Origin of the sequence: Beduinella massiliensis, from assembly GCF_900199405.1 — a bacterium.
In the GTDB taxonomy this organism is placed as follows: Bacteria; Bacillota; Clostridia; order Christensenellales; family Aristaeellaceae; genus Beduinella; species Beduinella massiliensis.
On sequence record NZ_LT963430.1, the window covers coordinates 674017 to 698767 of the forward strand.

The following is a 24751-nucleotide window of genomic DNA, read 5'->3' on the forward strand; positions in this document are numbered from 1 at the left end:
TAGTTAGCATTATATCTGCTTTTAAATTGTCTTTTGTAACTTCAAATCATAAAGTTTATCAATAAGATCAGCAATACTATTAACTTCCGTATCGACATATGGAGCTATCATTGCCTCGGTCTGTAAAACATCATCATGATTCCCTATATTAAGCAAAATGATTTTCAAGTCCTTTTTGAGTTTTCTTTTTAGTCCGATTGCATAACCTATCTCACTTGATACACTTTTCCCAAATGGAGTTACTACTAATAAAATATTACACTTATCAATTTCATCAAAACAGATTTGTGATACTTCAAGCATTTCCTCACAGTTTATAGCATCTATTATCAATACTTTCTGGCAAGAATGCAATAATTCCAGAGGATTTTAACATATTATATATTTCCCTATTTAACTCTTTGTGTTTTAAATATTTTGAAGCAATATAAACTTTCATTCGCTATCTCCTTTTTTTGTCCATATATATATAACCAAAAATATTATTCCAAATTAAATGCTAAATCTCCAGTTTCAGATGTAAAAATGTCTATTCCATTTTTAAAATAATGCTTTATGTCATTATCTGACAACATTCCTGACATTTGATCTGTGTATCTTTCCATCTATTCGTCAGACCTCCTTAAAGCAATGAATATTAATTATTATATCATTACCTCTTGATAATAACAATACGAGCATGAATTAACATTTAGATGCTGTTTTACAAATTTCAATGCAGATAATGTCGAATTTTGTCGTCACCATCTTCGCCATGCTTGTGCTTCCCTTTCATGTCGGAATAAAGCCGGTGAATCACCGATTCCCGCAATGTGCGTTCTATGCTGCACTTGATGGAGCTATTTGCTTTCGACTTGACCAGCGCCAACAGAAAGCTCAAGGCGCATATAAGAATATAACAAATGACCTGCATGCCGACGCGTTCTCTTGCAAAGGCCAAGTCCACGATATTGCCGAGCAACTGAACGCTTGTCGGGCCAAGAACGGAAATCAAAGCCTGAACAGCCATCGCCAAGGCGAGAGTGGCGTTCATCCTATCTTCCTTGCGGAACACAAGACGTAAAAATTCAGATATTTTCATACGTTCCTCTACTGAAGCGGATTGATTTGATAGGATTACTTTACCATATCGGCCGGCTTTTTTCCATGCATCGGCCGATGTTTCATCGACAGTTTTCGGCATGCCGCCTGGCAATGCGCCTTGCGTCTGCAAGCCGCGCTGTCGTTCGTCCCCGCTCCGGCGCTTGCAATTCCGGACGCGAGGCGCTATAGTAAGCGCAGGGATACAAACAAATAGGGGGATTTGAGAGTGAAGAGGACGGGACGACTGCTTTTCGCGCTGTGCCTGACGGCGGCGCTCGCGTTTTGCGCGCTGGGGGCGCAGGCGGACGGGACAAAGGGGACGCTGCCGGACGTGGGGGAGCGCATGAACGGCTTTGTGACGACGGCGGCGGGCGAGATCCCCTCGGCGGGGGCGGAGACGCGCACGCTTACGCACGAGGTCAGCGGGGCGACGCTCTACCTCATTCAAAATGACGACCCGGAGCTGGCCTTTCAGATCGGCTACCGCACGCCCTATCTGGACGAGACGGACGCGAACCACGTCTTCGAGCACGCGGTGCTCGCCTCCTCGGACAAGTATCCGAGCAAAAACCTATTCTTCAACCTGGCCGGCGGCACGTACAGCACGTTCGTCAACGCGCAGACGACGCTGGTGAACACCACATACCCGCTCGCGTCGCTGAGCGAGGAGCAGCTGCTCAAGATGATGGACGCGTACCTGAGCTGCCTGACGGCTCCGGGGATTCTGGAGGAGGAGAACTTTTTCAAGCGCGAGGCGATCCGCTATTCGCTGTACGAGCCGGACGGCCCCATCACCCTGTCGGGCACCGTTCTCAACGAGGACACCGGCTCTCTGACCGATACCACGTGGGAAACCTCCAGGGGGCTTTTGCGGGCGCTCTATCCGGGAAAGGCGGCGGGCAATATGCTCGGCCGGGCGAACCTGAATTACCGGGACCTCACCTACGAGAACACGATGAAGGTGTACGAGCTCGCCTACGCCTTTGACAACGCGCTGATCGTCCTCTACGGCGACATGGACTTTGCGCGCGTGACGGCCTTTCTGGACGAGGCCTACCTCGCGCAGTCGCCCGCGCGGGGCACCGACCTGACGGGGTACTTTCACGAGGACGTGGAGCCCGGGTTCGTGCGCCAGGAGCTGGACACGCCCGCCTATCAGGGCAGCGCGACGGAGGACGCCTCGACGATCCTCTATGGCTTCACCTGCCCCGACGCGACGCAGGAGCAGCTTGTCGCGGCAGCCCTGCTCGTCAACCTGCTGAACCGGGACGGCTCGCCCCTGCAAAAGCGCATGCGCGAGGCGGGCGTAGCGCAGGCGGCGCAGGGCACGATAGAGACAAGCGCCATGCCGACCATCATGTTCAGCCTCGTGGACGCGCGGCCTGAGCAGCAGGAGGCGCTGCGCGCGGCGGTGGACGGGGCGCTTCAGGAGGTGTCGGACCGTGGCTTCGACCCGACGTTCCTGGACGGCGCGCTGCACAGCTTGAGCCTCGGAAACAAGCTGCAGCGCGAGGCGAACTCGCTCGGCATCGCGTTGGCGGAAACGATTGGGAGATATTGGGCCATCACCGAGCGGGCGGACGTGCTGGAGACGGACGAGGCGCTGTTCAGAACCATACAGGAGGAGGGCGACGCCCCCCTGCGGGCGGTGGCTGCGCTGCTGATCGAGGCGCCCCGGCGCGCGCTCGTGTGCGGCACGCCCCGGCCCGGGCTGGCGGAGGCGCTCGACCAGGAGCGCGAGGACTACCTCGCGGACATGAAGCGCGCGATGACGGACGATGAGATTCAGGCGCTGATCGAGGAGACGGCGGCCTTCGACGCCTGGAACGCGGAGGAGACGGTCAACTACAACTTCTCCATCCCGGTGGAGGATCTGCCCGACCCGCAGGAGTACCCGGAGGTGCGCAGGGAGACGGCGGACGGCGTGACCTGGCGCACCGTGCCCGCCAAGGCCGAGGTGCTGAAGGTGCAGCTCTATTTCGACACGGACTTCGTCGCGGAGGAGGACCTGCCCTACCTTGTGCTGTACACGCGCCTGGTGGGCGGGCTGGCCACGCAGACGATGACGAAGGAGGAGACGGAGCTCGCGGTCGCCCGGCAGGCGTACGGGCTGAGCATCTCTTCCACGGGGTTCGCGGACGAATCGGCGGACGGCTTGCGTCCCATGCTGTGCGCTGAATTCATCGCGGAGCCGGAGGAGGCCGCGCAGGGGGCGCGGCTCTGCCTCGCGCTGCTTTCGCAGACCCGCTTTGACGAGCGCGACGCGCTGCTCGCGCAGGCGGATCAGATTTTGCTGGGGCTGAACCTCGCGCGCCCGGACGATCCCTTTGGCTGGGTGGTGACGGGGAGCTACGGAGGGCTTGAGAAGCCGCTCACCTACACCCGGTACCTGAAGGTGGAGAGCTATCGCGTCCTCAAGGCGGCGCTGTCCGCGGCCAAGGAATCGCCCGAGGGCTTTGAGGCCCTGCGGGCGAAGCTGGAGGATATCAGGGAGAAGCTGCTGCGGCGGGGCGGCGTGGACGTCGTGATCTGCGGCGAGGAGGCGCAGGCGCAGGCGCTGCGGGAGGCGCTCGCGCCGGAGCTCGCGGCCCTTCGCGAGCGCGAGACCCCCGCGCACGACTACAGCTTGATACGGGAGAGCGCGCGCCGCTGGGGCGGCATCACCGAGGCCGCCGATCAGTCCGTGGCGATGAGCGTACCGATCGACGGCGTGGTCGAGGGGCGCTTCCTGCCCTTCCTGACGGCGGTCGAGGACCGCGTGCTGACGCCCGAACTGCGCTACGCGGGCTACGTCTATTCCGCAGGCACCGGGCTCGCGCTGTCCCTGTACGCCTGCCAGTATACCGCGAACGACGTGGGCCTCGCGAACACGGTGGCGCTCTTCGAGGCGCTGCCGGAGAACATCCGCGGCCTGAGCCTGACGCAGGAGGCGCTCGACGGCTATACGCAGATGTCTTACGGCATGCAGACGGTTCCCATGGGCCCGCTGACCCTGGCGGAGATGGCCGCCTGGGTAGACATGCGGGGCTACGACGCGCAGGCGCTCCGCGAGACGATCGCGGACATGCGAAACGCGCGCGTGGAGGATCAGGAGGAGGCCGCGCAGGCCTTTGCGCGCGCGATGGAAGACGCCGCGCTGGTGGTGCTGGGCACGGAAAAGCAGCTGACGGAAAACGCGGAGCTCTTCGACGAGGTCGTGGACCTGCGCAACTGACGCGGGAAGAAGGACGCGGCGGACGCCGCGAAAGCACGGCCGCGCGCGCTTCGGCTGCGGGCGCGCCGCCTGGACCGGAAGCTGCCGCCGGAGGGGCCTTCGGCGGCGGCGCGTCTGTTTTTACACCGTCCTGCGCGCCGAGCCTTGCCATGTGGCTTTTCGAGGAGGAAGAGGTTCCCCCGATGGGGCGGGGCACGCACGAATACGCGCCGCTTAAAGCGGCGCGGCAAGAAACAAAACGAGCCCAAACGGGCACAATGTAATGAACAAAAAAGGACGCGCTTGCTCGCCCTGGAGGGGAAGCGAAGCGCGTCCATTCGGAAAAGGAGGAAAGATGATTTCTGATTTTTTGAAAGCGGCCTTTCCGTGGATTTTGATCGGCCTGATCGCCGCGGTCGGCTGTGCGCTTATAGGCAGAAAGAAAAAGTAAATCAGGACGTCCGGGCGAAGGGGCGGCGGAAGGGAAAAACCGGGCGCAAGACTGCCGGCAGGCGACTGCAAGGCGGTTTTTTTTGTCGCTCGGTTTACACGGCCGCTTCCTTTTCCTGCGCGAGGCTGAGGAAGACGGAGGCGCGGAACATGCCGTCGCGCTGCTCAAAGCGCGCCTCGCCGCCGTAGCGGACGGCGATTTCGCGCACGGAGGCCGCGCCGATGCCGTGGCCCGCCCGCTTGGAGGACAGGGGCAGACCGTCCTCGAAGGACACGGGCGCGAGGCAGGGGTTGTCCGCGAGCACGAGCAGCGCCGCCCCGCCCCGCCGCGCCACCTTCAGGCGAATCAGGCGGCGCTCTATCGGCTCGCGGCGGCAGGCCTCCACCGCGTTTTCCAGCAGGTTGCCCAGCAGCACCGTGATGTCCGTGGCGGAGACCGGGCAGTCCGCCGGGTAGTCCACCTTCGCCTCGAAGCGAATCCTGCTGCCCCGCGCCTGCGAGGCGTAGTAGCACAGGACGGCGTTCACCACGTCGTCGCGGCAGTACAGCTCCAGCGTGTCGGGCGGCAGCTCGCTCTTGTAGATGTCGATGTACTCCGAAAGGCCCGCCTTGTCGTCCCGGTCGATGAAGGACTGCACCACCGCCAGGTGCTGGCGCAGGTCGTGGCGCGCCCTGCGCATCTCGTCCATGTGGGCGGAGAGGCTGTCGAACTGCTTCTTCTGGGCGATCAGGCTGCGGTCCGCGTAGCGGAGCGCCTCCTCGAGCTGCGCGCGGCTGCGGGAGATCGTCAGCACCCGCAGGGCGACGTACGATACGTAGCAGGAGCCCAGCAGCATGAGGTAGCGGCTGACGAGGAACTGCCAGGAGGCGTAGGCGTACACGTCCTGCGTGGTGCAGTAGAGCATGCCGAACAACGCGGAAAACAGCGGGATAACCCACAGGTAGCGCCAGAGCGTCCGGTCGTTGATCCTGAGCGCGTCCGCCACCGTATGGCTGTAAAAGTGCAGCAGGAACGGGCAGGTGACGAGGTAAACCGCGACGCGGGCGGCGTTGTAGACGAGGTACGGATGCCGGTCCGAGAAGTCCCAGAAGAAGCGGCTTTCGACGTAGTTGGCGTTGCCGTACACGAAGAACGACCACGAGAGCAGCAGCAGGTAGGTGAACATCAGCTTGGGAAAGCTGTCGCGGATCAGCGCGAAGCCCAGGGCCATGTAGACCAGCAGGAAGGCGTAGCGGATGAGCGTCGTCCACCGCGCCGCCGCCGCGTAGCCGTCCAGGTTTATGAGGTAGAAGACCGCGCTGTTGAGCGAGGCGAGCAGCACCTGAAGCAGGACGACGAAGCGCAGGGGGATGCGCAGCCTGTCCCGGAAGAGCCAGTACCGGGGCAGGGTGAAGGGCAGGGAATCGAGAAACGGGAACAGCAGCACCATCAGGGAATCGACCAGTCGCATCACAGCAGCTCTTCCTCCCTCTCGCGCGCAAACAGGTAGTCGTGATACAGCGCCTCGATCTTTTTGCGGTCCCGCTGGGAGAAGGGAACCCGCTCGCCCGTATCCATCACGAAGGACAGGCTGTCCATGCGCTCCACCCGGTCCAGATTGACGATGCAGCACCGGTAGCAGTTCAGGAACTGCGGGTAGGGCGAAAGCGTCCGCGTCAGCTCCGCGAAGGGCAGGCGCAGGCGCAGCAGGCCGCGGCCCCCCGTATGGAGCTGCACGTAGTGGTCGTCCTGGTCGCAGTAGAGGATGTCGCGCAGGAGGAGCTTTTCGCGATCCAGGCGGATAAAGCGCGCGGCCCGAATGCGCGCCAGCCCGGCGGCCTCCATCGTGCGCGCGAAGTCCTCGTCCGCGAAGGGCTTCACCAGGTAGCCGCAGGCCCGCACGCCGAAGCTGTCGATGGCGTGGTCGCGGCTGGTGGTGACGAACACCAGCGGCACCAGGTTGTCCCGCGCACGGATGCGCCGGGCCGTGTCGAGGCCGGAGAGCCCCTCCATGAACTGATCGAGGAAGATCAGGTCGTAGGCCGCCGGCGCGAAGCGCTCGAGCAGCGCCTCCCCGCTGGAAAACTCGTCTACCACGGGCGCTTCCCCGGCGTATCTTTGCGCGAGGTAGCGCCGCAGGCACGCGCACACCTGCGCGCGGCACGCGGCCAGGTCGTCCACGACGGCGATCTTCATGGGGCGTCCCTCCCTCCGGCATCCGTTCTCTTCTGTCCCTTTATTTTAAACCCAATCCCCGGGCGCGGCAACGCAATTCGTCGCCAAAATGCGCAAAATGACGCCAACCCCTTGTAAGCGCCCCCGCCCCGGCCTATGCTGGGGACAGGAAGGCGACCGGAAGGGAGGCGGCCCATGTTGAACGTGATCGTATGCGACGGCGACGAAGCGGAGCGGAGAGCGGTGATGGACCTTGTTCGCCGCGCGGGCACGCAGAGCGGAGTCCCGGTGTCGGCGGAGGGCTGCGCGGACTGGGAAGGGCTGGCGGGGCGGGTTCTCCTGAAGGAGCCGGACGTCGTGGTCGTGGCCCAGGACGGGGTGGAGGGGCTCGACACCGTCACCAGCGCGGGGGCGCTGTGCGGGAGGATCGTCTGGTTTTCCGACCTGGATTTCGGCGTGCAGGCCTACCGCCTGTGCGTGCCCTATTTTTGCAAAAAGCCCGTGACGTACGGCAAGGTGGAGCGGGCGCTCGCCGGGTTTTTGCGGGGCGGGGCCTGAGCGCGTCCGCTCGGCCCGAAGGGAGGAAAAGGCGTTGCTTCAATCGACAAAGCTGTACTGCGGCGGCGAGGGGCTCGCGGCGCTGGACGTGTCGGACTCCCCGCGCCTGCAGGAGATCAGGTGCTCCGACAGCGCGGGCCTGCGGACGCTGCGGCTGGGGCGGCAGGAAGCGCTGGCGAAGCTGGACTGCGCGAACACCGGCATCGGGGAGCTGGACGTGTCGGACTGCCCGGCGCTCACGGGGCTGAATTGCAGCGGCAGCGCGGGGCTGCGGGCGCTGCGGCTGGGGGAAAACGGGGCACTTTTGAGCCTCGCGTGCTGCAACACAGGGCTTTCGGCGCTGGACGTTTCGGGCTGCGGCGCGCTGGAATGGCTGGACTGCGCGGGCACCGGCATCGGGGAGCTGGACGTTTCGGGCTGCGCGCGGCTGCGGCGGCTGAACTGCGCGGGGAGCGCGGGGCTGCGGACGCTGCGGCTGGGGCGGCAGGCGGCGCTCACGGAGCTATACTGCTACGGCACGGGGCTGCGGGAGCTGGACGTCACGGGCTGCGGCGCGCTGGAATGGCTGGAGTGCGCGGGCAACCCGGCGCTGCGGGCGCTCACCCCCGGCGGGCGGCTGCAATACCTGCGCTGCGCGGACACGGGGCTGCGGGAGCTGGACGTTTCGGGCTGCGGCGCGCTGGAGTGGCTGGAGTGCGACGGGTGCCGGGACCTGCGGACGCTGCGGCTGGGGCGGCAGGCGGCGCTGCGCTACCTCGCCTGCGGGGGCACGGGGCTGCGGGAGCTGGACGTTTCGGGCTGCCCGAACCTGCGGGAGTTCGCCTGCGGGGAGCTCGCACTGGAGCGCTTCGTCACGCGCGAGGGGCACGCGCTGCATCTCCGGGCGGCGGGCGGCGCGGTATCGCTTTCCGACTACGAGCCCGCGACGGCGCGGGTGCGGCTCACGGCCTCGGCGGACGGGGGAGCCCGGTTCGCCGGGTGGCTGGGGCTGCCCGGGGACGCGGTCGCCGCGCAGGGCTCGTGCGCGTTCACGCTTGACCGGGACGTCTCCGTGGGCGCCCTATTTGAAAGCGCGCGCGAGCGGACGGCCTTCTGGTGGGCCGCTCCGTGCGGGGATACGCCCGCCGCGAAGGCCCCCCTGTGCCGGGCCCTGCCGTGACGGCCTGCGCGGGAGCCGATGAAGCGCAAAAAAGAACCGCGCCCCTCTTGACGAAGGACGCGGGCGTGCTGTACAATGTAGGCAGGAAGGCGTCTACCTTTCAGGGTGGTTCAACCACCGAACGGCCTATGGCATTAGGGCCACGAAACCGCCAGCAGGGCAAGCTGCAAGGCGGTTTTTATTTTATCGTCTGTTTGATTTACCGAGCGCGTATGCACCCAGCACTAAACCGGCGACTGCGAGAAGAACGTTGAGCAATTCAACGATCGACATACGCATCACCTCCGCTTCTGTACAGCACGTTGCGGAGGGAACCACCCTGTAAGACCTTCCTGCCTACGAACCCATCATAACAGATAAAAGGCAGCAGCGTCAATAGGCCGATTCCCGCTTGCACGGGGCCGATGAAGCGCAAAAAAGAACCGCGCCCCTCTTGACGAAGGACGCGGGTGTGCTGTACAATGTAGGCAGGAAGGGTGCTACCTACAGGGTGGATATCCACCGCAACGGTCTTTGCTCTAAAGACCAAGACCGCCTGCAGGTTCGGACTGCAAGGCGGTTTTCATTTTATCGTCTGTTTGATTTACCAAGCGCGTATGCGCCCAGCACTAAACCGGCGACTGCGAGAAGAACGTTGAGCAACTCAACGATCGACATACGCATCACCTCCGCTTCTGTACAGCACGTTGCGGAGGAAACCACCCTGTAAGACCTTCCTGCCTACGAACCCATCATAACAGATAAAAGGCAGCAGCGTCAATAGGCCGATTCCCGCTTGCGCGGGGCCGATGAAGCGCAAAAAAGAACCGCGTCCCTCTTGACGAAGGACGCTGGCGTGCTGTACAATGTAGGCAGGAAGGGGACCACCTTTCAGGGCGATAGCCTCCGCTTCGGCTTTTGTCCGAAACCAAAGACCGCCAGCAGGTGCGACTGCAAGGCGGTTTTTATTTTATCGTCTGTTTGATTTACCAAGCGCGTATGCGCCCAGCACTAAACCGGCGACTGCGAGAAGAACGTTGAGCAATTCAACGATCGACATACGCATCACCTCCGCTTCTGTACAGCACGTTGCGGAGGGAACCACCCTGTAAGACCTTCCTGCCTACGAACCCATCATAACAGATAAAAGGCAGCAGCGTCAATAGGCCGTTCCCGCGAACGCGGGAGCCGATGAAGCGCAAAAAAGAACCGCGCCCCTCTTGACGAAGGACGCGGGTGTGCTGTACAATGTAGGCAGGAAGGGTGTTGCCTACAGGGTGGATATCCACCGCAACGGTCTTTGCTCTAAAGACCAAGACCGCCTGCAGGTTCCTGCTGCAAGGCGGTTTTTATTTTATCGTCTGTTTGATTTACCAAGCGCGTATGCGCCCAGCACTAAACCGGCGACTGCGAGAAGAACGTTGAGCAACTCAACGATCGACATACGCATCACCTCCGCTTCTGTACAGCACGTTGCGGAGGGAACCACCCTGTAAGACCTTCCTGCCTACGAACCCATCATAACAGATAAAAGGTGACTGCGTCAATAGGCCGTTCCCGCTTGCGCGGGGGCCATTTTTTTATATTCCGAAGGGCATATACATACCGTCGATTTTTTTCTCAGAGCAATTTAACTCAAAAGGGTTAACCTTTCTAAAAGTTATCCTGTACCCTCTATTCTATCGAATGTTTCGATACGGAGGCAATCCAAAACATTTTGTTATGGGAGGGACAGGTGGCATGACAACCTGCACATTTGTGGGGAGCGAGGTGTACGACCTCGACCTGTACGAGCGGCTTCAAGGCGCGGTGGAAGAGGCGGTTCGCGAGGCGGAGGAGGTCGAATTCCTGTTTTACCGGCGGGGAGCGGCGTTCAGCCACCTGTGCTACATGGCGGCGCTGCGGGCAAAGCGGCTTTATCCGAGCAAGAAGATCAGCCTGACGCTGCTGGTCCGGGCGGGCGAGGCGAAGACGGAGGACTTATACGGGTGGATGTGGCGGGAGCTGCCGTGCTGGGCCTTTGACCGGGTGGCGCCCGTGCGGATGGAGCCGGGGGAGGCGGAGCGTTCCGCCTGCCCGTGGAAGCGGATCGAGCGATGGATGGTGCGCCGGTCGGACGTGGTCATCGGCTCCTGCTACGCGGGGCTGCGGGACGGTGGATACGAGCTGCTCAGGTACGCGGCGCACCGGCGGAACGTGCGCACGGTGAACCTCGCGTGCGGGGAGACGGAAAGCTTCATTCGGGAGGCCGTGCAAAAGCTGCCGCCGGCGGAGCGCTCCATCGTAGAGCAGATCGACGCGGGGCGCACGTTCCGCGCCATCGCGCAGGAGGCGGGCGTTTCGCCGGCGGCGATCCATGTGAAGGCGGACAGGGGCAGAAGACGCCTGCGGAAAATGGCCGGGGAGCGGCTGAAGCGGATGCGCGGGAAGCGGAAGGCGGACGTCCCGGCGGTCTGCGGCGTCCTCCTGCCGGATGGGGCCATGGGCGGCGAGCGGTTCCGGCAGATGGCGGAAATCCTCGCAGTGGACCTGGACGTCCGCGCGTTCATGACGCTGCGGGGGAGCTGCGCGCCCGAGCGCATGTTCAGCCGCTTTCACGGGCGGGCGCTGGAATGGACGGTGGTGACCCACGACCCGGAGCTGGCCCGCGAGGCGGAGGACGCGCGGGCCGGGCAGCCCGCGTTGTCCCCCGTGCGGTACCTGTACGTCGAGGCGGAGGGAAAACCGGCGTGGGCGCGCACCCTGCGGGCCGTCCGGGCGGTGCTGGAGCGGTGCGATTACCTGATATGCGACATGCGCGCGCTCCCCGGCGTCCGCGTGCGGCGCAGCGTCGAGGGGCAGCGGGGCGTCACCGTGATCGACCTGGGGAACGCCCCGCGCGTGCTGGAACCGCGGGCGATGGATGCGTGGGAATGAAGGCGAAAAGGGGCCGCCGGTCTGACAGCGTCAAACCGGCGGCCCGCAAGGTTTGGGGGAATCTCGGATGTCCGTAGGAACCCGCGCGCGAAGGCGCGGCGCGGAAGGAACCGCTTGAGGGTGGGGGCGGTCGCAAGCCCGCCCCCACGAAAGGAGGTAGAATCCGCGGCCGCGTGCGCAAAAGCGCGGCGCGGAAGGAACCGTTCGGAAAAGGGTGCGGTACAGCCCGCGAAGTAGGTGCGGTACAGCCCGCGAAGTAGGTGCGGTACAGCCCGCGAAGTAGTGCGGTACAGCCCGCGAAGTAGGTGCGGTACAGCCCGCGAAGTAGGTGCGGTACAGCCCGCGAAAGGGGTGCGGGCACAGCCCGCCCCCCACAAAAGGAGGTAGAATCCGCGGCCGCGTGCGCAAAAGCACGGCGCGGAAGGAACCGTTCGGAAGAGGGGTGCGGGCACAGCCCGCTGCGGCACAGCCCGCTTATTCGACGGTGACGGTGGTGCTCATGCCGCCCACGGTGAGGACGTGCTCGCCCGCCTCCAGCGCCAGCTCGGTGCTGATGACGCGGAACTGGCCCTCGTCCAGCGCGACGAACTTCTCGCTGACGACCTTGTCGCCGTCCAGCACCTGCACGGTCACGTGGCCGTCGGCGCCGTGGTTCTTGGCGACGTAGTGAAGCTCAAAGGGCTCGCCCGCCTTCAGCGTCGCGTTGTGCACGTCCACGGAGGTGCGCACGCGGCCGTTGGTCTCGGTCTCGACGACCGTGGCTTCCTGCGGCACGGTGAGCAGGCACAGCTCGATGTCCGCGGCGGCGGAATAGCCCATGCCGAAGTTCGCCGTCCACAGCACGTCGCCCAGGTTGGTCGGCATGTCGAGGGTGGGATTCTCGCGGGCCATCATCGCCATGTACAGGCGCGTCGCGTCGTCCACGCCGATGTCCATTTGCAGCTCGCCCCAGGAGAGGTTGTAGTCGTCGGTGCTCTTGCCGATTTCAAAGAGCGTGGTGCCCTTGGGTTCCCTCACGCCGAAGAGCATGTCCGCGGTGATGTCCGCGTCCACGTAGCGGTAGAAGGAACCGACGGAGGCGCCGTGGTCCGGCGTGTTGCGGTAGGTCTGCATCAGGATCGCGCCGCAGTTCGCGGCCTCGAAGAGGCGCGGCTCGGTGGAGGCGACGTTGGTGCTCTCGGTGATGACCACGACGGGCTTGCCGGCCGCCATCGCGTCCTCCATCATGTAATCGTAGGCGTCGTCGAAGGCGGTGATGTGGAAGACGCACACGTCCGCCTCTTCAAAGGTTTCCACGACCGTGCCGTAGGCGGCCAGCGCGGCCAGGTCGGCGTCCTTGATGGTGCCGTTGTTGCTGTCCACGTACAGCTTGGCGCCCTTCACGAGCGGCAGCACGCCGTCGTTCTTCAGCAGCACGGAGGATTCGACCATGACCTGCTGCTCCATCTCGGTGATCTCGGGGCGGCGGGCGGCGTTGATCTCCGCGTTGCTCAGGGGCACGGTCTGCTCCGCCTTGTACGCGTCGCTGCCGATGAGCGCGAGCGCGTCCGCCCAGTCGCGGTACGGGTCTTCAAAGCTGCCCAGGTTGAACTTCTGCGTCAGCACGCGGCCCACGTGCTCGTCGAGGCTTTCCGCCGTGACGAGGCCGTCGCTTACGGCCTGGACGATCAGGTCCGGCAGCGCGCGGTTGCTGTTGTCGCTGTAGGCTTCGATGTCCGTGCCGGGGATCGCGCCGTAGCAGCTGAACATGTCTACGCCCGCGTTGAGGATCAGCGCGTAGCGCTCCACCGCGCTGAGCGTGGACACGTCGGTGCCGTCCGCGAGGACGCCGGTCTTGGTCATGAGGCTCGCGATGTCCAGCGGCCAGTCGAGGCACACGACGCCCTTGTAGCCCAGGGTGCCGCGCAGGATGTCGTAGGTGTCCTTGTCCATGTAGCCCTGCACGCCGGGGGTGACGCCCTCGTTGTTGTTCGTCATGACCCACTGCGTGCCCGCGTCCACGACCGCCTTCCAGCCGACGAGCCAGCTGTCGAGCAGGTTCGCCGGGGACTTGGCGTTCACGTAGGCGTTGCGCCCGCCGCGGGCGATGAAGTGCTTGGAGTGGGACTGGAAGCCCTGGTCCTCGTAAGCCTTCGTCTCGGCGGCGGACATCTCGGCGATGTAGTTGACGTCGTCGCCGTACCAGCTGCCGATTTCGTCGCCGTAGCCGTGGAAGACCTGATGGTAGCCCAGGGCCACCGACTCCTTGGCGTACTCGGAGACGAGGTTATACAGCAGATCGGGGTCGTGGGCGACGCCCAGCGCGTAGTGCGGCATGTCGATCATGCCGCCCCAGGTGTTGTAGCTGCGGTCGCCGGAGAAGGTCGCCGGGATGCCCAGCGGCGTGTCCTCGGCGATGGACTGGATCTTGTTGAAAAGATCGAGCTGATCCTTGGGCGCGCCGGTCAGCGCGGCGATGAACGTCGTCACGTGCATGTCCTGGATCTGATAGGCCGTGGGCAGGTACGTGGCCTCGCCCACCTTGACGACGGGCTCGCGGCTGACGATGGCCGGATGCTCGGGCGTGATGGTGTTCGCGCTGCCGACGTCATTTTGGAAGCCCGTCACGGCGGCATTGAAGTCGGTGACCGTGCTGCCGTTCTTGCCCGCGATGCAGGCGAAGATCAGCGTGCCGGCCTTGTCGCTCTCGCTCATCTGGGACAGCAGGTCCTTGACGCGCTCCTCGGTGGGCCTGCGGTAGTCCTCGTAGACGTCGAGCTGTCCGTTGCCGTTCAGGTCCTTAAAGGTCAGGCCGTCCGCCTGGATGAAGGCGTCCTTGGACGCGGCGCTCAGCCTCGCCTGGTCGCCGCTCTGCTCGATGTAGTAGAAGCCGGACGCGCTTTCCTTGACGAGGGGCTCTTCCGCCAGGCCCGTCAGACTGACCATGGAGATCGCCATGACCAACGCCATGAACAATGAGAATTTCTTCATGTTCGTTTCTCCCTCATGATGTCGCTTAGGAGTGTTCCAACGCTTGGCGGGCGCGAAAGGCCTCGGCCGATGACCCGCGCCCCCGCCGGGCACCGATGGACGGCGGTAATGGATAGGCCGCCGGACGGTTGCCACTTGGCATTCATTATAAATAAGAAATCATGGAGTGCTATGGAAATTCCGGCACAGGCGCCCGGAATTTCCGAGTGCAGGGACGCCCTTACAGGGAATATCCGGCACAATCGTCCAAATATCCGATACGCGGGCGGGGAAAGGAGGGAGCGGCCGCCCCCGCCCGTTTGGCCGGAGGGGCGCCCAAAACACGATCCGATGAAAGTTTGCTGAAGGCGTCGAAATCTCGCTGCCAAAATGCTATAATGGCTGGGAATTACCCTGCGCGGGCCCGAACGGGCGGCAGCGCGCGGGGGCTTGGGAGAACGCCATGAAGAGAAAAAATACGCGCCCCGCGAGGGGGAGCGTGGCGCTGCTTTGCGCCGCCGCGCTGCTTTGCGGCATGCTTTTGTTCGTGCCGCTGCTTTGCAGCCGGATTACCGCGGGGCTGGAAAAAAACGCCGTGGACGCCCTGAAGACCTCCGCCGAGGTGATCCGGCGCGGGGTGGACAGCGCGCTTTCGGCGGACATGGAGATGGTGCGCCGCTTCGCCGCGCGCGTCGGCGGCTATTCGGAGCAGGCGCTGGTGCATTCGATGACGCTGTTTCGCTACAGCAACGAGCTTTCGGCCCTGTACTACGCGGACGGGACGGGCGTGGGCTTTTCCAGCGAGGGCGAGCCCTTTGACATCTCGATGCTGCCCGCGACCGAGCGCGCGCTCTCCCTGGGCGAGGAGGCGGTGTCCTCCTGCGACGCGGAGGACGGCGCGTACGCGCACGTGCTGATTCAGTCGCCCGTGTACCTGGGGACGCAGATCGTCGGCGCCGTCTATGCGCTGCTGCCCTCGGCGCGCTACTACGCGGACGAGCTGCTGACGTTCCGGGACGGCGCGGGCCGCGCGTACGTCTTTTCCGCGCGCGACGGGCGATTCACGGTGCGGGGCGCGCACGCGGACGGGCTGGACGGCGCGGGCGGCACGCTCTACGAGGCGCTGCTCGCCATGGGCTGCGAAAAGGAGCGGGTGAACCGGATCGCGCGGGACGCGCAGGCGGGCGCCGGCGGGATGTACGGCGTGCGGATGGGCGGGGAGGAGGCCTACCTGTGCCTCGTGCCCTGCGAGACGGACGCGGACTGGCGGTTGGCGGCGGTGGTGCCCGCGAGCAGCGTGACGGGGCAGGCGCGCGACGTGCGCGTGATGCTGCTCGCGATCCAGGGCGTGATGGCGCTGGGCATCGCGCTGTCGCTGTTCGCGCTGTCGGCCTACGGGCGCGAGCGCCAGCGCCAGCACACGCGGCGGCTGCGCGAGGAGGCGGAGGCGAGCGTGCGCGCGCGCGAAAAGCGGCTGTCGGAGATCACCATGCGCGCGTACGACTTTCAGGTGATCGTGAACCTTTCGACGCTCGCCTGCCGCCAGGAAATCTACAGCGAGAAGGCGCGCGCGTTCCTGCCGATTTCCGACACCGACTACCCGGCCTACTTCGAGCGCGCCTGCCGCGAGCTGATCGACCCGCGCGACGTTCCGGCGCTGCGCGGCTTCTGCGGGCCGGAGCGCATCGCCCGCGCCGGGGCGGAGGCGCGGAGCCTGGATTACCGCATCACGAGCGGCGGGCAGACGTTCTGGTTTGGGTGCACGGCGTTCTTCGGGGAGCAGGACGGCCAGCGCTACGCCTACCTCCTGAGCAAGGACGTGACGGCGCGGGTGCAGGCGCGCGACGCCCTGCAGGCCGCGCTGGAGGACGCGCAGAGCGCGAACCAGGCGAAGACCCGCTTCCTGTCGAACATGTCGCACGACATCCGCACGCCCATGAACGCCATCGTGGGCATGGCGCGCTACACGCGCGCGCACGCGGACGACCCGCAGGAGGTGAAGCGGGGGCTGGAGGTCATCACGGCCTCGTCGGAGCACCTGCTTTCCCTGATCGGCAACGTGCTGGACGTGGCGAAGATCGAGAGCGGCCACCTGGTGCTCACGGAGGAGCCGTTCGAGCTGCGCGCCGCCGTCGCGCGCGCCGAGTCGATCATCCGCCCGCTGTGCCGGGAGAAGGGGCAGGACTTTTCGGTGGAGCTCGTGCGCATCGAGCACGAATGCCTCGTGGGCGACATGCTGCGCCTCAACCAGGTGCTCATCAACCTGCTCAACAACGCGAGCAAGTTCACCCCCGCGGGCGGCAGCGTGCGCCTGCGGGTGGAGGAGGCGCCCGAACGCCCGGACGGCGGGGCGCGCGAGGGCGGCGCCTACGCGGCGTTCGTCATCAGCGTGGCGGACACCGGCATCGGCATCGCGCCCGAAAACCAGGAGAAGATCTTCGACGCCTTCGAGCGCGAGATCGATTCCACGGTGAACCGGGTGGAGGGCACCGGCCTGGGGCTCTCGATCGCCCGCAGCATCGTGCAGGCCATGGGCGGCACGATCCGCTTGCAGAGCAGCCCCGGCCAGGGCACGACGTTCACCGCGACGGTGCACTTCAAGGTCGGGGAGAGCTGCCGCGCGCCGGAGGCCGCGGACGGGGCGGGCGAGGCGGAGGCGCCCGACCTTTCGGGCAGGCGCTTTCTGCTCGCGGAGGACCACCCCGTCAACCTCTTCATCGCGAAGAACCTGCTGGAGACGGCGGGCGCGCAGGTTTCCTGCGCGGAGGACGGCGAGCAGGCGCTGCGCGCCTTTCAGGAATCGCCGCCGGGCACCTACGACGCCGTCTTCATGGACGTGCAGATGCCCGTGATGGACGGCTACGACGCCACGCGCGCCATCCGGGCGAGCGCCCACCCGCAGGCGAAGGACGTGCCCATCATCGCCATGACCGCGAACGTCTTCACCGAGGACGTGCAGTCGGCCCGCCAGGCGGGCATGAACGCCCACGTGGGCAAGCCCATCTCCATCGAGGCGATCGGGCAGGCCCTGCGCGCGTGCGGGGTGATCCGATAGGAAAGAAAGGGCTGCTTGGGGCGCGGTGAGATAAGAAAACAGATACGGATACAACGATTGTAAGTTGTATCCGTATCAAATATTAATGATTAAAAGGAATAGCAAGCATAGGAAGCGTGGCCACACTTCCGAAAAACGTCTTGTTGGGAGCACCCAAACCCCTGATAATTTATTTCATACTGTGGCCACAAAACATTTAGTTAGTGAAAGAGATAAAAGGCTGACGAAGAGAACTTGCATTTTCTAGCGTGGAGGATATAACTGAAGTGAAGTATAAAGATGGGAAGTGGGCAAAGCAAATTATCGAGCTTCAACATGAAGATGGAAGTTGGGGATATTTTCATTCGCTCAGTAAGCCCACGAAAGAACAACCGATGACAACCGAACAAGCGCTTAGGCGGTTGCGCATCCTTGGCTTTACAGCAGAAGATGAACCTGTTCGTCGTGCTCTTGTATATATGGAAAAATGTTTGATAGGCGAACTTTCCATACCTGACCGCAACGAAGTAAAGCCTGACTGGTCACTTTTTCTCAGAACGATGTTTGCAGCGAACATAAGACTCTTTTTGCCGAAACACAAATTAGCAGTCATGGTTGCCGCTCAATGGGCGGATGTAATCGAAAAAGCCTTTTCAAAAGGTATGTTTGAAGGAATTCTTTATGAAGAAGCATATAGAACCACTCTACGCTCGCAAGGCAAAAAAATACACTATTTTAAGAGCTTTGTAAACTTTTATCCACTTGTACTATTACCAAACACATTGTCCTTCGAAACAGAGAGACGAATGCTTGATTATGTTTTGAATTATCCGAACGGCATTTATTATATTGGCTGTTCACGCTCAGTTTTTGATTTTCCTCCTGTATTTGCTTCGCTTGAAACAAGCCGCTATCTTGCTATGATTGAATTGTTATCGCAATACAGCATTGCTCATGAAAAACTGGCGTTTGTAGTTGATTGGTTAAATAATCATAAAGATGAAAATGGACAATGGGATTTAGGTTCAAAATCTAATGATGGAGTATATTTTCCACTATCAGATTCCTGGCGAAAGGCTGAAAACAGAAAGACCGATTGCACATACAGGATTGCCGCATTGTTGGATAACCTAAAGTCTATCTAACACAGCTAATCAACATTTTCTACGTCAATCTTTTGACCATAAGGCCAATAAACTACAAAACGGTAAAGGGTTCTCCCTTCACCGTTTTGTGTTTCCTTATTTCATGTCCCTTTTGGGCGGCCTTTTTTGTTGGAGAGTGCGCCCGGAATGGTAACGAATTTCTTTACCGATGTTGTCCGCGCGGCCCGCGCCCGGTATAATGGTTCATAATCCTTAACGAAAGGCGGAAAGATATGAAGCAGCACCGGGTGACAATCGACGCGGGCAGGTGCGTCGGCTGCGGCTTGTGCGCGGGCGTGTGCGCCGCGCACAACCTCACGATCCAGAATCGCAAAGCGAAGACCCTGTCGGAGGACTGCCTGATGTGCGGTCAGTGCGCCGCGATCTGCCCGAAGCGGGCGGTTTCGATCAGCGGCTGCGCGGAGGAGCCCGCCGAAAGGCGCGGGGAAGCGCGCCTGAACCCGCGGGAGGTGCTGGAGGTCATTCGCTTCAGGCGAAGCATCCGCCGGTTCGAGCAGCGGGAGATCCCCAGGGAAGCGCTCGCGCGCATCCTGGAGGCGGGCAGGCTGACGCATACCGCGAAAAACGCGCAGGACGTGTCCTTCGTCGTGCTCGAACAGGAGAAGGACCGGGTCGAGCGCATGGCGGTTCGCCTGTTCCGGCGGCTCAAGCCGCTGGCGAACCTGTTTAGCCCGATGGCGCGAAACCGCGAGATCGACGAGCGCTTCTTCTTCTTTGGCGCGCCCACCGCGATCGTGATTCTGGCAAGGGACAGGACGAACGGCGTCCTCGCGGCGCAGAACATGGAGTTCGTCGCGGAGGCCGAGGGCCTCGGCGTGCTGTACAGCGGTTTTTTCACGACGGCGGCGAACGCCTCGCGCGCAATCCGCCGCGCGATTCAGATGCCCCGGGGCAAGCGCGTGGCGATGACGCTGGTGCTGGGCTACCCGGACGTGCGGTTCCTGCGCGCCGCGCCGCGCGATGCGCTGGACGTCCGGTACATGTAGAGGAGGCAGGCATGGCAAAGGAATGCGAAGAGGCGCTGCGGGAGATCGTGGAGGGGTTTCGCTCGTGCAGGCGCGCGTTTACGGCCATCGGGGACGAGACGAGGCAGCTCATCCTGCTCGTGCTGCTGCAAAGCGACCTGACGGGCGTGCGCGTCGGGGAGATCGCGGAAAAGGCGCACCTGACGCGGCCCTCCGTCTCGCACCACCTGCAAATCCTGCGGGAGGCCGGCATCGTCGCGATGCGGCGCGAGGGCACCCGCAACTTTTACTACCTGAGCGTGGACGGCACGCAGTGGAAGGAGATCGCCGGTCTGATCGACCTCATTTACGCGAGCATCCTGCACATCAGCGCGCCCACCTGAAACGAAACGGAGGCGAGGGCCATGATTCTTTATTTCTCGGGAACGGGGAACAGCGCGTACGCCGCGAGGCGGATCGGGCGGGCCGTGGGGGACGGCGTGACCGACCTGTTTGAGCGGATTCGCGGCCGCGATTTTTCGCGGATGCACTCGGACAGCCCGTGGGTCGTCGTCGTCCCGACCTATGCGTGGCGGATTCCCCGCGTCGTGCAGGCGTGGCTCGCGCGGACGGAGCTTGCGGGCAGCCGGGACCTGTACTTCGTGATGACCTGCGGCGGGAGCATCGGGGACGCGGGCAGGTATCTGCGGGCGCTTTGCGCGGAAAAGGGGCTGCGCTACCGGGGCTGCGCCGGGATCAGGATGCCGGAAAACTACGTCGCGCTGTTCACCACGCCCACGCGGGCGGAGGCGCTTGAGATCATCCGGGAGGCGGACGGCGCGATCGACGAGGCCGCCCGGCGGATCGGGGGCGGCGAGGCGCTGCCCGAAAGCGCCCCGACGTGGCGGGACAGGCTGAGCAGCGGCCCCGTCAACGCCGCGTTCTACCCGGCGTTCGTGCACGCGGGGAAGTTTTACGCCACCGACGCGTGCGTCTCCTGCGGGAAGTGCGCCGCCGTCTGCCCGCTCGGCAACGTCCGGCTGGAGGCGGGCAGGCCCGTGTGGGGCAAGGACTGCACCCACTGTATGGCCTGTATCTGCCGCTGCCCGACGGAGGCGATCGAGTACGGGAAGCACAGCCGGGGCCTGCCGCGGTACGTCTGCCCGAAATCGGGCGAGGAATGAGGGCGCGGGAAACGCGCGGGCGTACGGAGTAGCGAACCGGTATATCGGGATGGCGAACGAAAGGGGCGCGGGGTAAGCGCGGGGCGTACGGAGAAGCGAATCTGCGTATCGGGATGTCGAACGCAAAGCGCGCGGGGGAAGCGCGGGGGCGTACGGAGAAGCGAACCTGTGTATCGAGATGGCGAACGCAAAGCGCGGGGGAAGCGCGGGGGCGTACGGAGAAGCGAACCTGTGTATCGGGATGGCGAACGGAAAAGCGCGGGGAAAGCGCGTGTGCGTACGGAGAAGCGAACCTGTGTATCGGGATGGCGAACAAAAAAAGCGCAAGCGTACGGAGAAGCAAACTTGTATATCGGGATAGCGAACGCAAAGCGCGTGGAGGATAAGCCTCCAGAGCGCGTGTGTACGGAGAAGCGAACTTGTGTATCGGGATAGCGAACGAAAGATGCGCGTGCGTGTACGGAGAAGCGAATCCGTGTATCGGGATGGCGAACGAAAGCGGCGCGCGGGTGTACGGAGAAGCGAACTTGTATATCGGGATAGCAAACAAAAGGCGCGCGGCGGAAGCGTGCGGTCGTACGGAGAAGCGAACCTGTATATCGGGATGGCGAATGAAAAAGCGCGCGTTCATACGGAGAAGCGAATCTACATATCGGGATAGCGAACGAAAAAGCGCAAGGGCGTACGGCGAAGCGAATCTGTATATCGGGATGTCGAACGAAAGCGGCTCGCGCGTGTACGGAGAAGCGAATCTGTGTATCGGGATGGCGAACGAAAGCGGCTCGCGCGTGTACGGAGAAGCGAATCTGTGTATCGAGATGGCGAACGCAAAAAGCGCAGGGGCGTACGGAGAAGCGAACTTGTATATCGGGATAGCGAACTCAAAGCGCGCAAGCGTACGGCGAAGCGAATTTGTGTATCGGGATGGCGAACAAAAGAAGCGCAAGCGTACGGAGAAGCGAATCTACATATCGGGATAGCGAACGAAAAGCGCGCGGGGGGATAAGCCTCCAGCGCGCTTTTGTACGGAGAAGCGAACCTGTATATCGGGATGGCGAACAAAAAAGCGCGCGGCACAAGGCTCCCGGCTACAGGCTCTCCGGGAAGAAGAGGTCCCTCAGGGACTCGATGGAGAGGTCCCTTCCGGCGTTGCTGAGGCAGTAGTCCGCGAACAGCGGGTTGTCGGTCACGAGGCCGTCCGCCTGCATGCGCACGATCTTCAGCATGTTCCGCTCGGTGTTCGCCGTCCAGGCGTAGACCTGCTTGCCCTGAAAGTGCGCCTCCGCGACGAACTCGCCTGTGAGCGAGGTCGTCTCCACGCTGTAGGCGTCGATGTCCGCGAGGTCGTACTGCTCCGAGAGCAGCAGCACGGAGATGTAGGCCGTCTGAACGTCCGGCGCGAGCGCCTTGACGCGCCGCAGCAGGTCGAGGTTCATCGAGGCGATGACGCACTCGTCCCGCATGCCGAAGCGGTCGATCTCGCCGAGCGTCGCCTCCACGAGGTTTTGCTCGCGCCCCGTGGCCTTGAGCTCGATCATGAGCCGGATGCGCCCCTTCGCCGCCTCCAGCATCTGGGAGAGCTCCGGCACCGGCTCGCCCGCGTATGCGTAGCTGAAGGACGCGCCCGCGTCGAGCGCGCGCACCTGCGCAAGCGTCGCGTCCCACACGTTCAGGTCCACGCCCGTGGTGCGGCGGAAGTTCGTGTCGTGCAGCGCGACGAGCGCGCCGTCGCGAAGCTGCTGCACGTCGATCTCCGCCATGGACGCGCCGTGCTCCGCGGCGAGGCGCAGCGCGGCCACCGTGTTTTCCGGCGCGAAGGCCGCGCCCGCGCGGTGGGCGACGACGATCGTTTCCGGCGAATGGGGGTAGTACGCGGCCCCGCCCAGCTCCGATTCGCTGAACAGGGGCAGCAGCAGGGCCACCGCGGCCAGCCGCGCCGCGCGCAGGAGCCGCGCGCGCGCCGTCCGCTCCGCGCGCTCCGGCGCGGGCCGCGCGTCGCCGCGCAGGCGGTGGTAGAGCACGGTCGCCCCCGTGAACAGGCAGGCGGAGAGGAACGCGCCCGCCGCGATGCGCCACACGCCCGCCCACGCGCCGAGAAGCCGGAGGTAGTCCGCGCCGCCGGACGCGCCGAAGCGGAGGCGCACGCCGGCGGCGGCGAGCCCCGCGAGGCCGAGGGTGACGAGCAGCAGCGAGAGCAGGTAGCCGAGCATGGCGGCGGCGAGCGCCGCGAGGGCGCGCAGCTTTTTCCCGCGCAGCAGCCGAAGCCCCGTCCGCCAGGATTCCGGGAACGAGCAGCCCGTCAGCACGAGCGCCGGGAAGCCGGGCAGGTAGAGGAAGACGAGCGCGCACAGGCCCGCGACCAGCGCGCCGAAGAGGAAGTGCAGCGGCGGGCGCTCGCGCAGGAAGTCGAGGATGAACTCCGGCACCCGGACCGCCTGCAGGGAGCTGCCGAGCAGCGCGAAGACGGAGAGCGCCATCGCGGGCAGCATGAGCAGCACCGCGAGGCGCCTTGGCGCGAGCAGCGAGGCCGTGCGCTTCGCCGCGCGGACGGTGAGGGCGCGCAACGTCAGGCGCTCGCCGCGGTAGCCCGCCTCGCCGTAGAGCACGAGCGCCGTAAGCTCGAAGCAGACGAACAGCCCCAGGGCGAGCAGCACAGCCGCGAGCGCGAGCACGGCGGGCAGGCTGCCGAGCACCCGGCCCAGGTTTTCCTGCCCCAGAAAGCCCTGCCCCGCGAGGCGCGGCAGGGCGGAGAGGACGGCGTGCACGGCGGGGTAGAGCACGGCCGCGCCCAGGGCCCGGTAGAGCATTTCAAACAGCAGCAGCACGCTGCCGTTCTTCATCAGGGCCGACAGCACGACGCGCGTGCCGGTCCGCCCGCTCCGCTTGGCCATGGTGAGGCCCTCCTTTCAACCCGTAAAGCGAAACGCCGGGGGGTCTTTTGCTGATTTTGCAGATGAAAATCGGCTGATAACTTTTAAAGCCAGCCTTTATATGGGGACGGCGGAGCCCTTGCAAATCAAGTCGCTTTTGCGCCCCTATTTAGATCACGAACTGGGCGGGCGAAAGGGTCGATGACGGCGCGTCCGTTTGCTTTGGTTCTCATAATCTCCCCGGCAAACTGGGAATAAGCCTGGCAGAAAAAACCTGATAGACGACCTGTTTTCAATTAACGCGACCATCCAAAATGATGTTCCACTTTCCTTGTTGTTTCATTCACAGGGCTTTCTGCATCCCTTTCAAGCCAAAAATATTTACTGGACTTGATTTGTTCGCATCTTTCCAGGTTGATATCCTTTAAGGTCGCGTTAAAAAGGGCTTTCGCTTTTTTCACATGAGAGGCACTGTTAATGAAGTTATGAAATCCCGCATGATCTGGACGCTTGCAATAATCGTCGATCAAATCCGTAGGATCTTTTATCAAAAAAGCAACCCTTGAGGGTTCAGTCAATTGATCTGCTTCTTCAACAGTCAAATGGCAGTCGCACAGGATAATTCGATTTTGTGAAAGCCGGATTAAATCCAGCAGAACAAAATCGAATTGCTCTCTTGTATTATCAAGAAGCCATTTCCTGTATTCCTCAACGGTCCGTCCAAAGAATTCATCCGCATCTTTGAATTTTTTGTTCATAGAAGGTTGAAATTTGGGATGGGACATCTGTTGATGGGTTTGAAATTCTTCATCCATATGGTACACCATCAAATCATGCTTTTTCCCCAATTCACAGGAAATCGTCGTCTTCCCGCCGCAGGGGGTTCCCGTTATGAAATATACATTTTTTAAATATTCTTTCAATACGTTATCTTGAAATATCACGTGAATTTCTCCTTCGTTCTAAATGGTTTTAAGCAGATCAATCCTATCACGTTCCCACGAATGCTTTTGCGATATATTATGGGTATCCGGACGGGAAAGAAACAGAAGGGAGGCGAAGCAAAATGAGCTGAAGCTCAACATCCGAAATAGGGACAGGGTGATTTTTG

Annotated in this window: 18 protein-coding genes; 10 read left to right on the forward strand and 8 right to left on the reverse strand. The window is 62.7% G+C overall.

What is annotated here, in order from left to right; all coding sequences use genetic code 11:
* Positions 1-21: 21 nt before the first annotated feature.
* The 3 genes from C1725_RS18880 to C1725_RS03765 all read right to left on the reverse strand — a co-directional run bounded on the left by C1725_RS18880 (position 22) and on the right by C1725_RS03765 (position 1213).
* Positions 22-303, reverse strand: coding sequence for a hypothetical protein (locus tag C1725_RS18880; RefSeq protein WP_346026312.1), 282 nt, complete (start codon positions 301-303; stop codon positions 22-24).
* A gap of 179 nt (positions 304-482) precedes the next feature.
* Positions 483-605, reverse strand: coding sequence for a hypothetical protein (locus tag C1725_RS19130; protein WP_346026313.1), 123 nt, complete (start codon positions 603-605; stop codon positions 483-485).
* Between the two features lie 107 nt (positions 606-712).
* Positions 713-1213, reverse strand: coding sequence for a hypothetical protein (locus tag C1725_RS03765; protein WP_146009126.1), 501 nt, complete (start codon positions 1211-1213; stop codon positions 713-715).
* A gap of 96 nt (positions 1214-1309) precedes the next feature.
* Between C1725_RS03765 and C1725_RS03770 the strand changes: the two genes are divergently transcribed.
* Together C1725_RS03770 and C1725_RS19135 are read left to right on the forward strand one after the other, a co-directional pair.
* Positions 1310-4297, forward strand: coding sequence for an insulinase family protein (locus tag C1725_RS03770; RefSeq protein WP_102410343.1), 2988 nt, complete (start codon positions 1310-1312; stop codon positions 4295-4297).
* Positions 4298-4559: 262 nt separating this feature from the next.
* Entirely contained in the window at positions 4560-4727 is a 168-nt protein-coding gene (locus C1725_RS19135; protein ID WP_346026314.1) for a hypothetical protein, read from the forward strand.
* A 94-nt stretch (positions 4728-4821) separates the two neighbouring features.
* Here C1725_RS19135 and C1725_RS03775 read toward each other — a convergent pair whose 3' ends face one another.
* Both C1725_RS03775 and C1725_RS03780 read right to left on the reverse strand, forming a co-directional pair.
* Complete coding sequence (locus C1725_RS03775; protein WP_346026866.1) at positions 4822-6177, reverse strand: ATP-binding protein; 1356 nt, start codon at positions 6175-6177, stop codon at positions 4822-4824.
* Complete coding sequence (locus C1725_RS03780; RefSeq protein ID WP_102410344.1) at positions 6177-6902, reverse strand: response regulator; 726 nt, start codon at positions 6900-6902, stop codon at positions 6177-6179. Before C1725_RS03780 ends, C1725_RS03775 begins: the two co-directional genes overlap by 1 nt.
* Before the next feature lie 174 nt (positions 6903-7076).
* Between C1725_RS03780 and C1725_RS03785 the strand changes: the two genes are divergently transcribed.
* The 3 genes from C1725_RS03785 (at position 7077) to C1725_RS03795 (ending at position 11493) form a co-directional block, all read left to right on the forward strand.
* Positions 7077-7439 carry a hypothetical protein gene (locus tag C1725_RS03785; RefSeq protein ID WP_102410345.1) on the forward strand — a complete coding sequence of 121 codons (363 nt, stop codon included), beginning with the start codon at positions 7077-7079 and terminating at the stop codon, positions 7437-7439.
* Between the two features lie 34 nt (positions 7440-7473).
* Positions 7474-8598 carry an InlB B-repeat-containing protein gene (locus tag C1725_RS03790; protein ID WP_102410346.1) on the forward strand — a complete coding sequence of 375 codons (1125 nt, stop codon included), beginning with the start codon at positions 7474-7476 and terminating at the stop codon, positions 8596-8598.
* Between the two features lie 1719 nt (positions 8599-10317).
* On the forward strand, positions 10318-11493 hold the full coding sequence (locus C1725_RS03795; protein WP_102410347.1) for an RNA polymerase sigma factor: 1176 nt from the start codon (positions 10318-10320) through the stop codon (positions 11491-11493).
* 474 nt (positions 11494-11967) lie between these two features.
* Here the strand turns inward: C1725_RS03795 and C1725_RS03800 are convergent, their stop codons facing one another.
* Positions 11968-14463: a glycoside hydrolase family 3 N-terminal domain-containing protein gene (locus C1725_RS03800; protein WP_102410348.1), complete on the reverse strand. Its 2496-nt coding sequence runs from the start codon at positions 14461-14463 to the stop codon at positions 11968-11970.
* A gap of 442 nt (positions 14464-14905) precedes the next feature.
* Here C1725_RS03800 and C1725_RS03805 point away from each other — a divergent pair, with 442 nt between their 5' ends.
* From C1725_RS03805 to C1725_RS03820, 5 genes are all read left to right on the forward strand, one after another.
* On the forward strand, positions 14906-17497 hold the full coding sequence (locus C1725_RS03805) for an ATP-binding protein (RefSeq protein WP_102410349.1): 2592 nt from the start codon (positions 14906-14908) through the stop codon (positions 17495-17497).
* Positions 17498-17763: 266 nt separating this feature from the next.
* Positions 17764-18621, forward strand: coding sequence for a hypothetical protein (locus tag C1725_RS18885; protein ID WP_146009127.1), 858 nt, complete (start codon positions 17764-17766; stop codon positions 18619-18621).
* A 233-nt stretch (positions 18622-18854) separates the two neighbouring features.
* A complete protein-coding gene (locus tag C1725_RS03810) occupies positions 18855-19628 on the forward strand; it encodes a nitroreductase family protein (protein ID WP_102410350.1) in 774 nt (257 codons plus the stop codon).
* Positions 19629-19639: 11 nt separating this feature from the next.
* Positions 19640-19990: a metalloregulator ArsR/SmtB family transcription factor gene (locus C1725_RS03815; RefSeq protein WP_102410351.1), complete on the forward strand. Its 351-nt coding sequence runs from the start codon at positions 19640-19642 to the stop codon at positions 19988-19990.
* Between the two features lie 21 nt (positions 19991-20011).
* Complete coding sequence (locus C1725_RS03820) at positions 20012-20770, forward strand: EFR1 family ferrodoxin (RefSeq protein ID WP_102410352.1); 759 nt, start codon at positions 20012-20014, stop codon at positions 20768-20770.
* Between the two features lie 1088 nt (positions 20771-21858).
* Here the strand turns inward: C1725_RS03820 and C1725_RS03830 are convergent.
* Together C1725_RS03830 and C1725_RS03835 are read right to left on the reverse strand one after the other, a co-directional pair.
* Complete coding sequence (locus C1725_RS03830; RefSeq protein WP_102410354.1) at positions 21859-23661, reverse strand: glycerophosphodiester phosphodiesterase family protein; 1803 nt, start codon at positions 23659-23661, stop codon at positions 21859-21861.
* A 275-nt stretch (positions 23662-23936) separates the two neighbouring features.
* Positions 23937-24584 carry a DEAD/DEAH box helicase family protein gene (locus C1725_RS03835; RefSeq protein ID WP_102410355.1) on the reverse strand — a complete coding sequence of 216 codons (648 nt, stop codon included), beginning with the start codon at positions 24582-24584 and terminating at the stop codon, positions 23937-23939.
* Positions 24585-24751 lie beyond the last annotated feature (167 nt).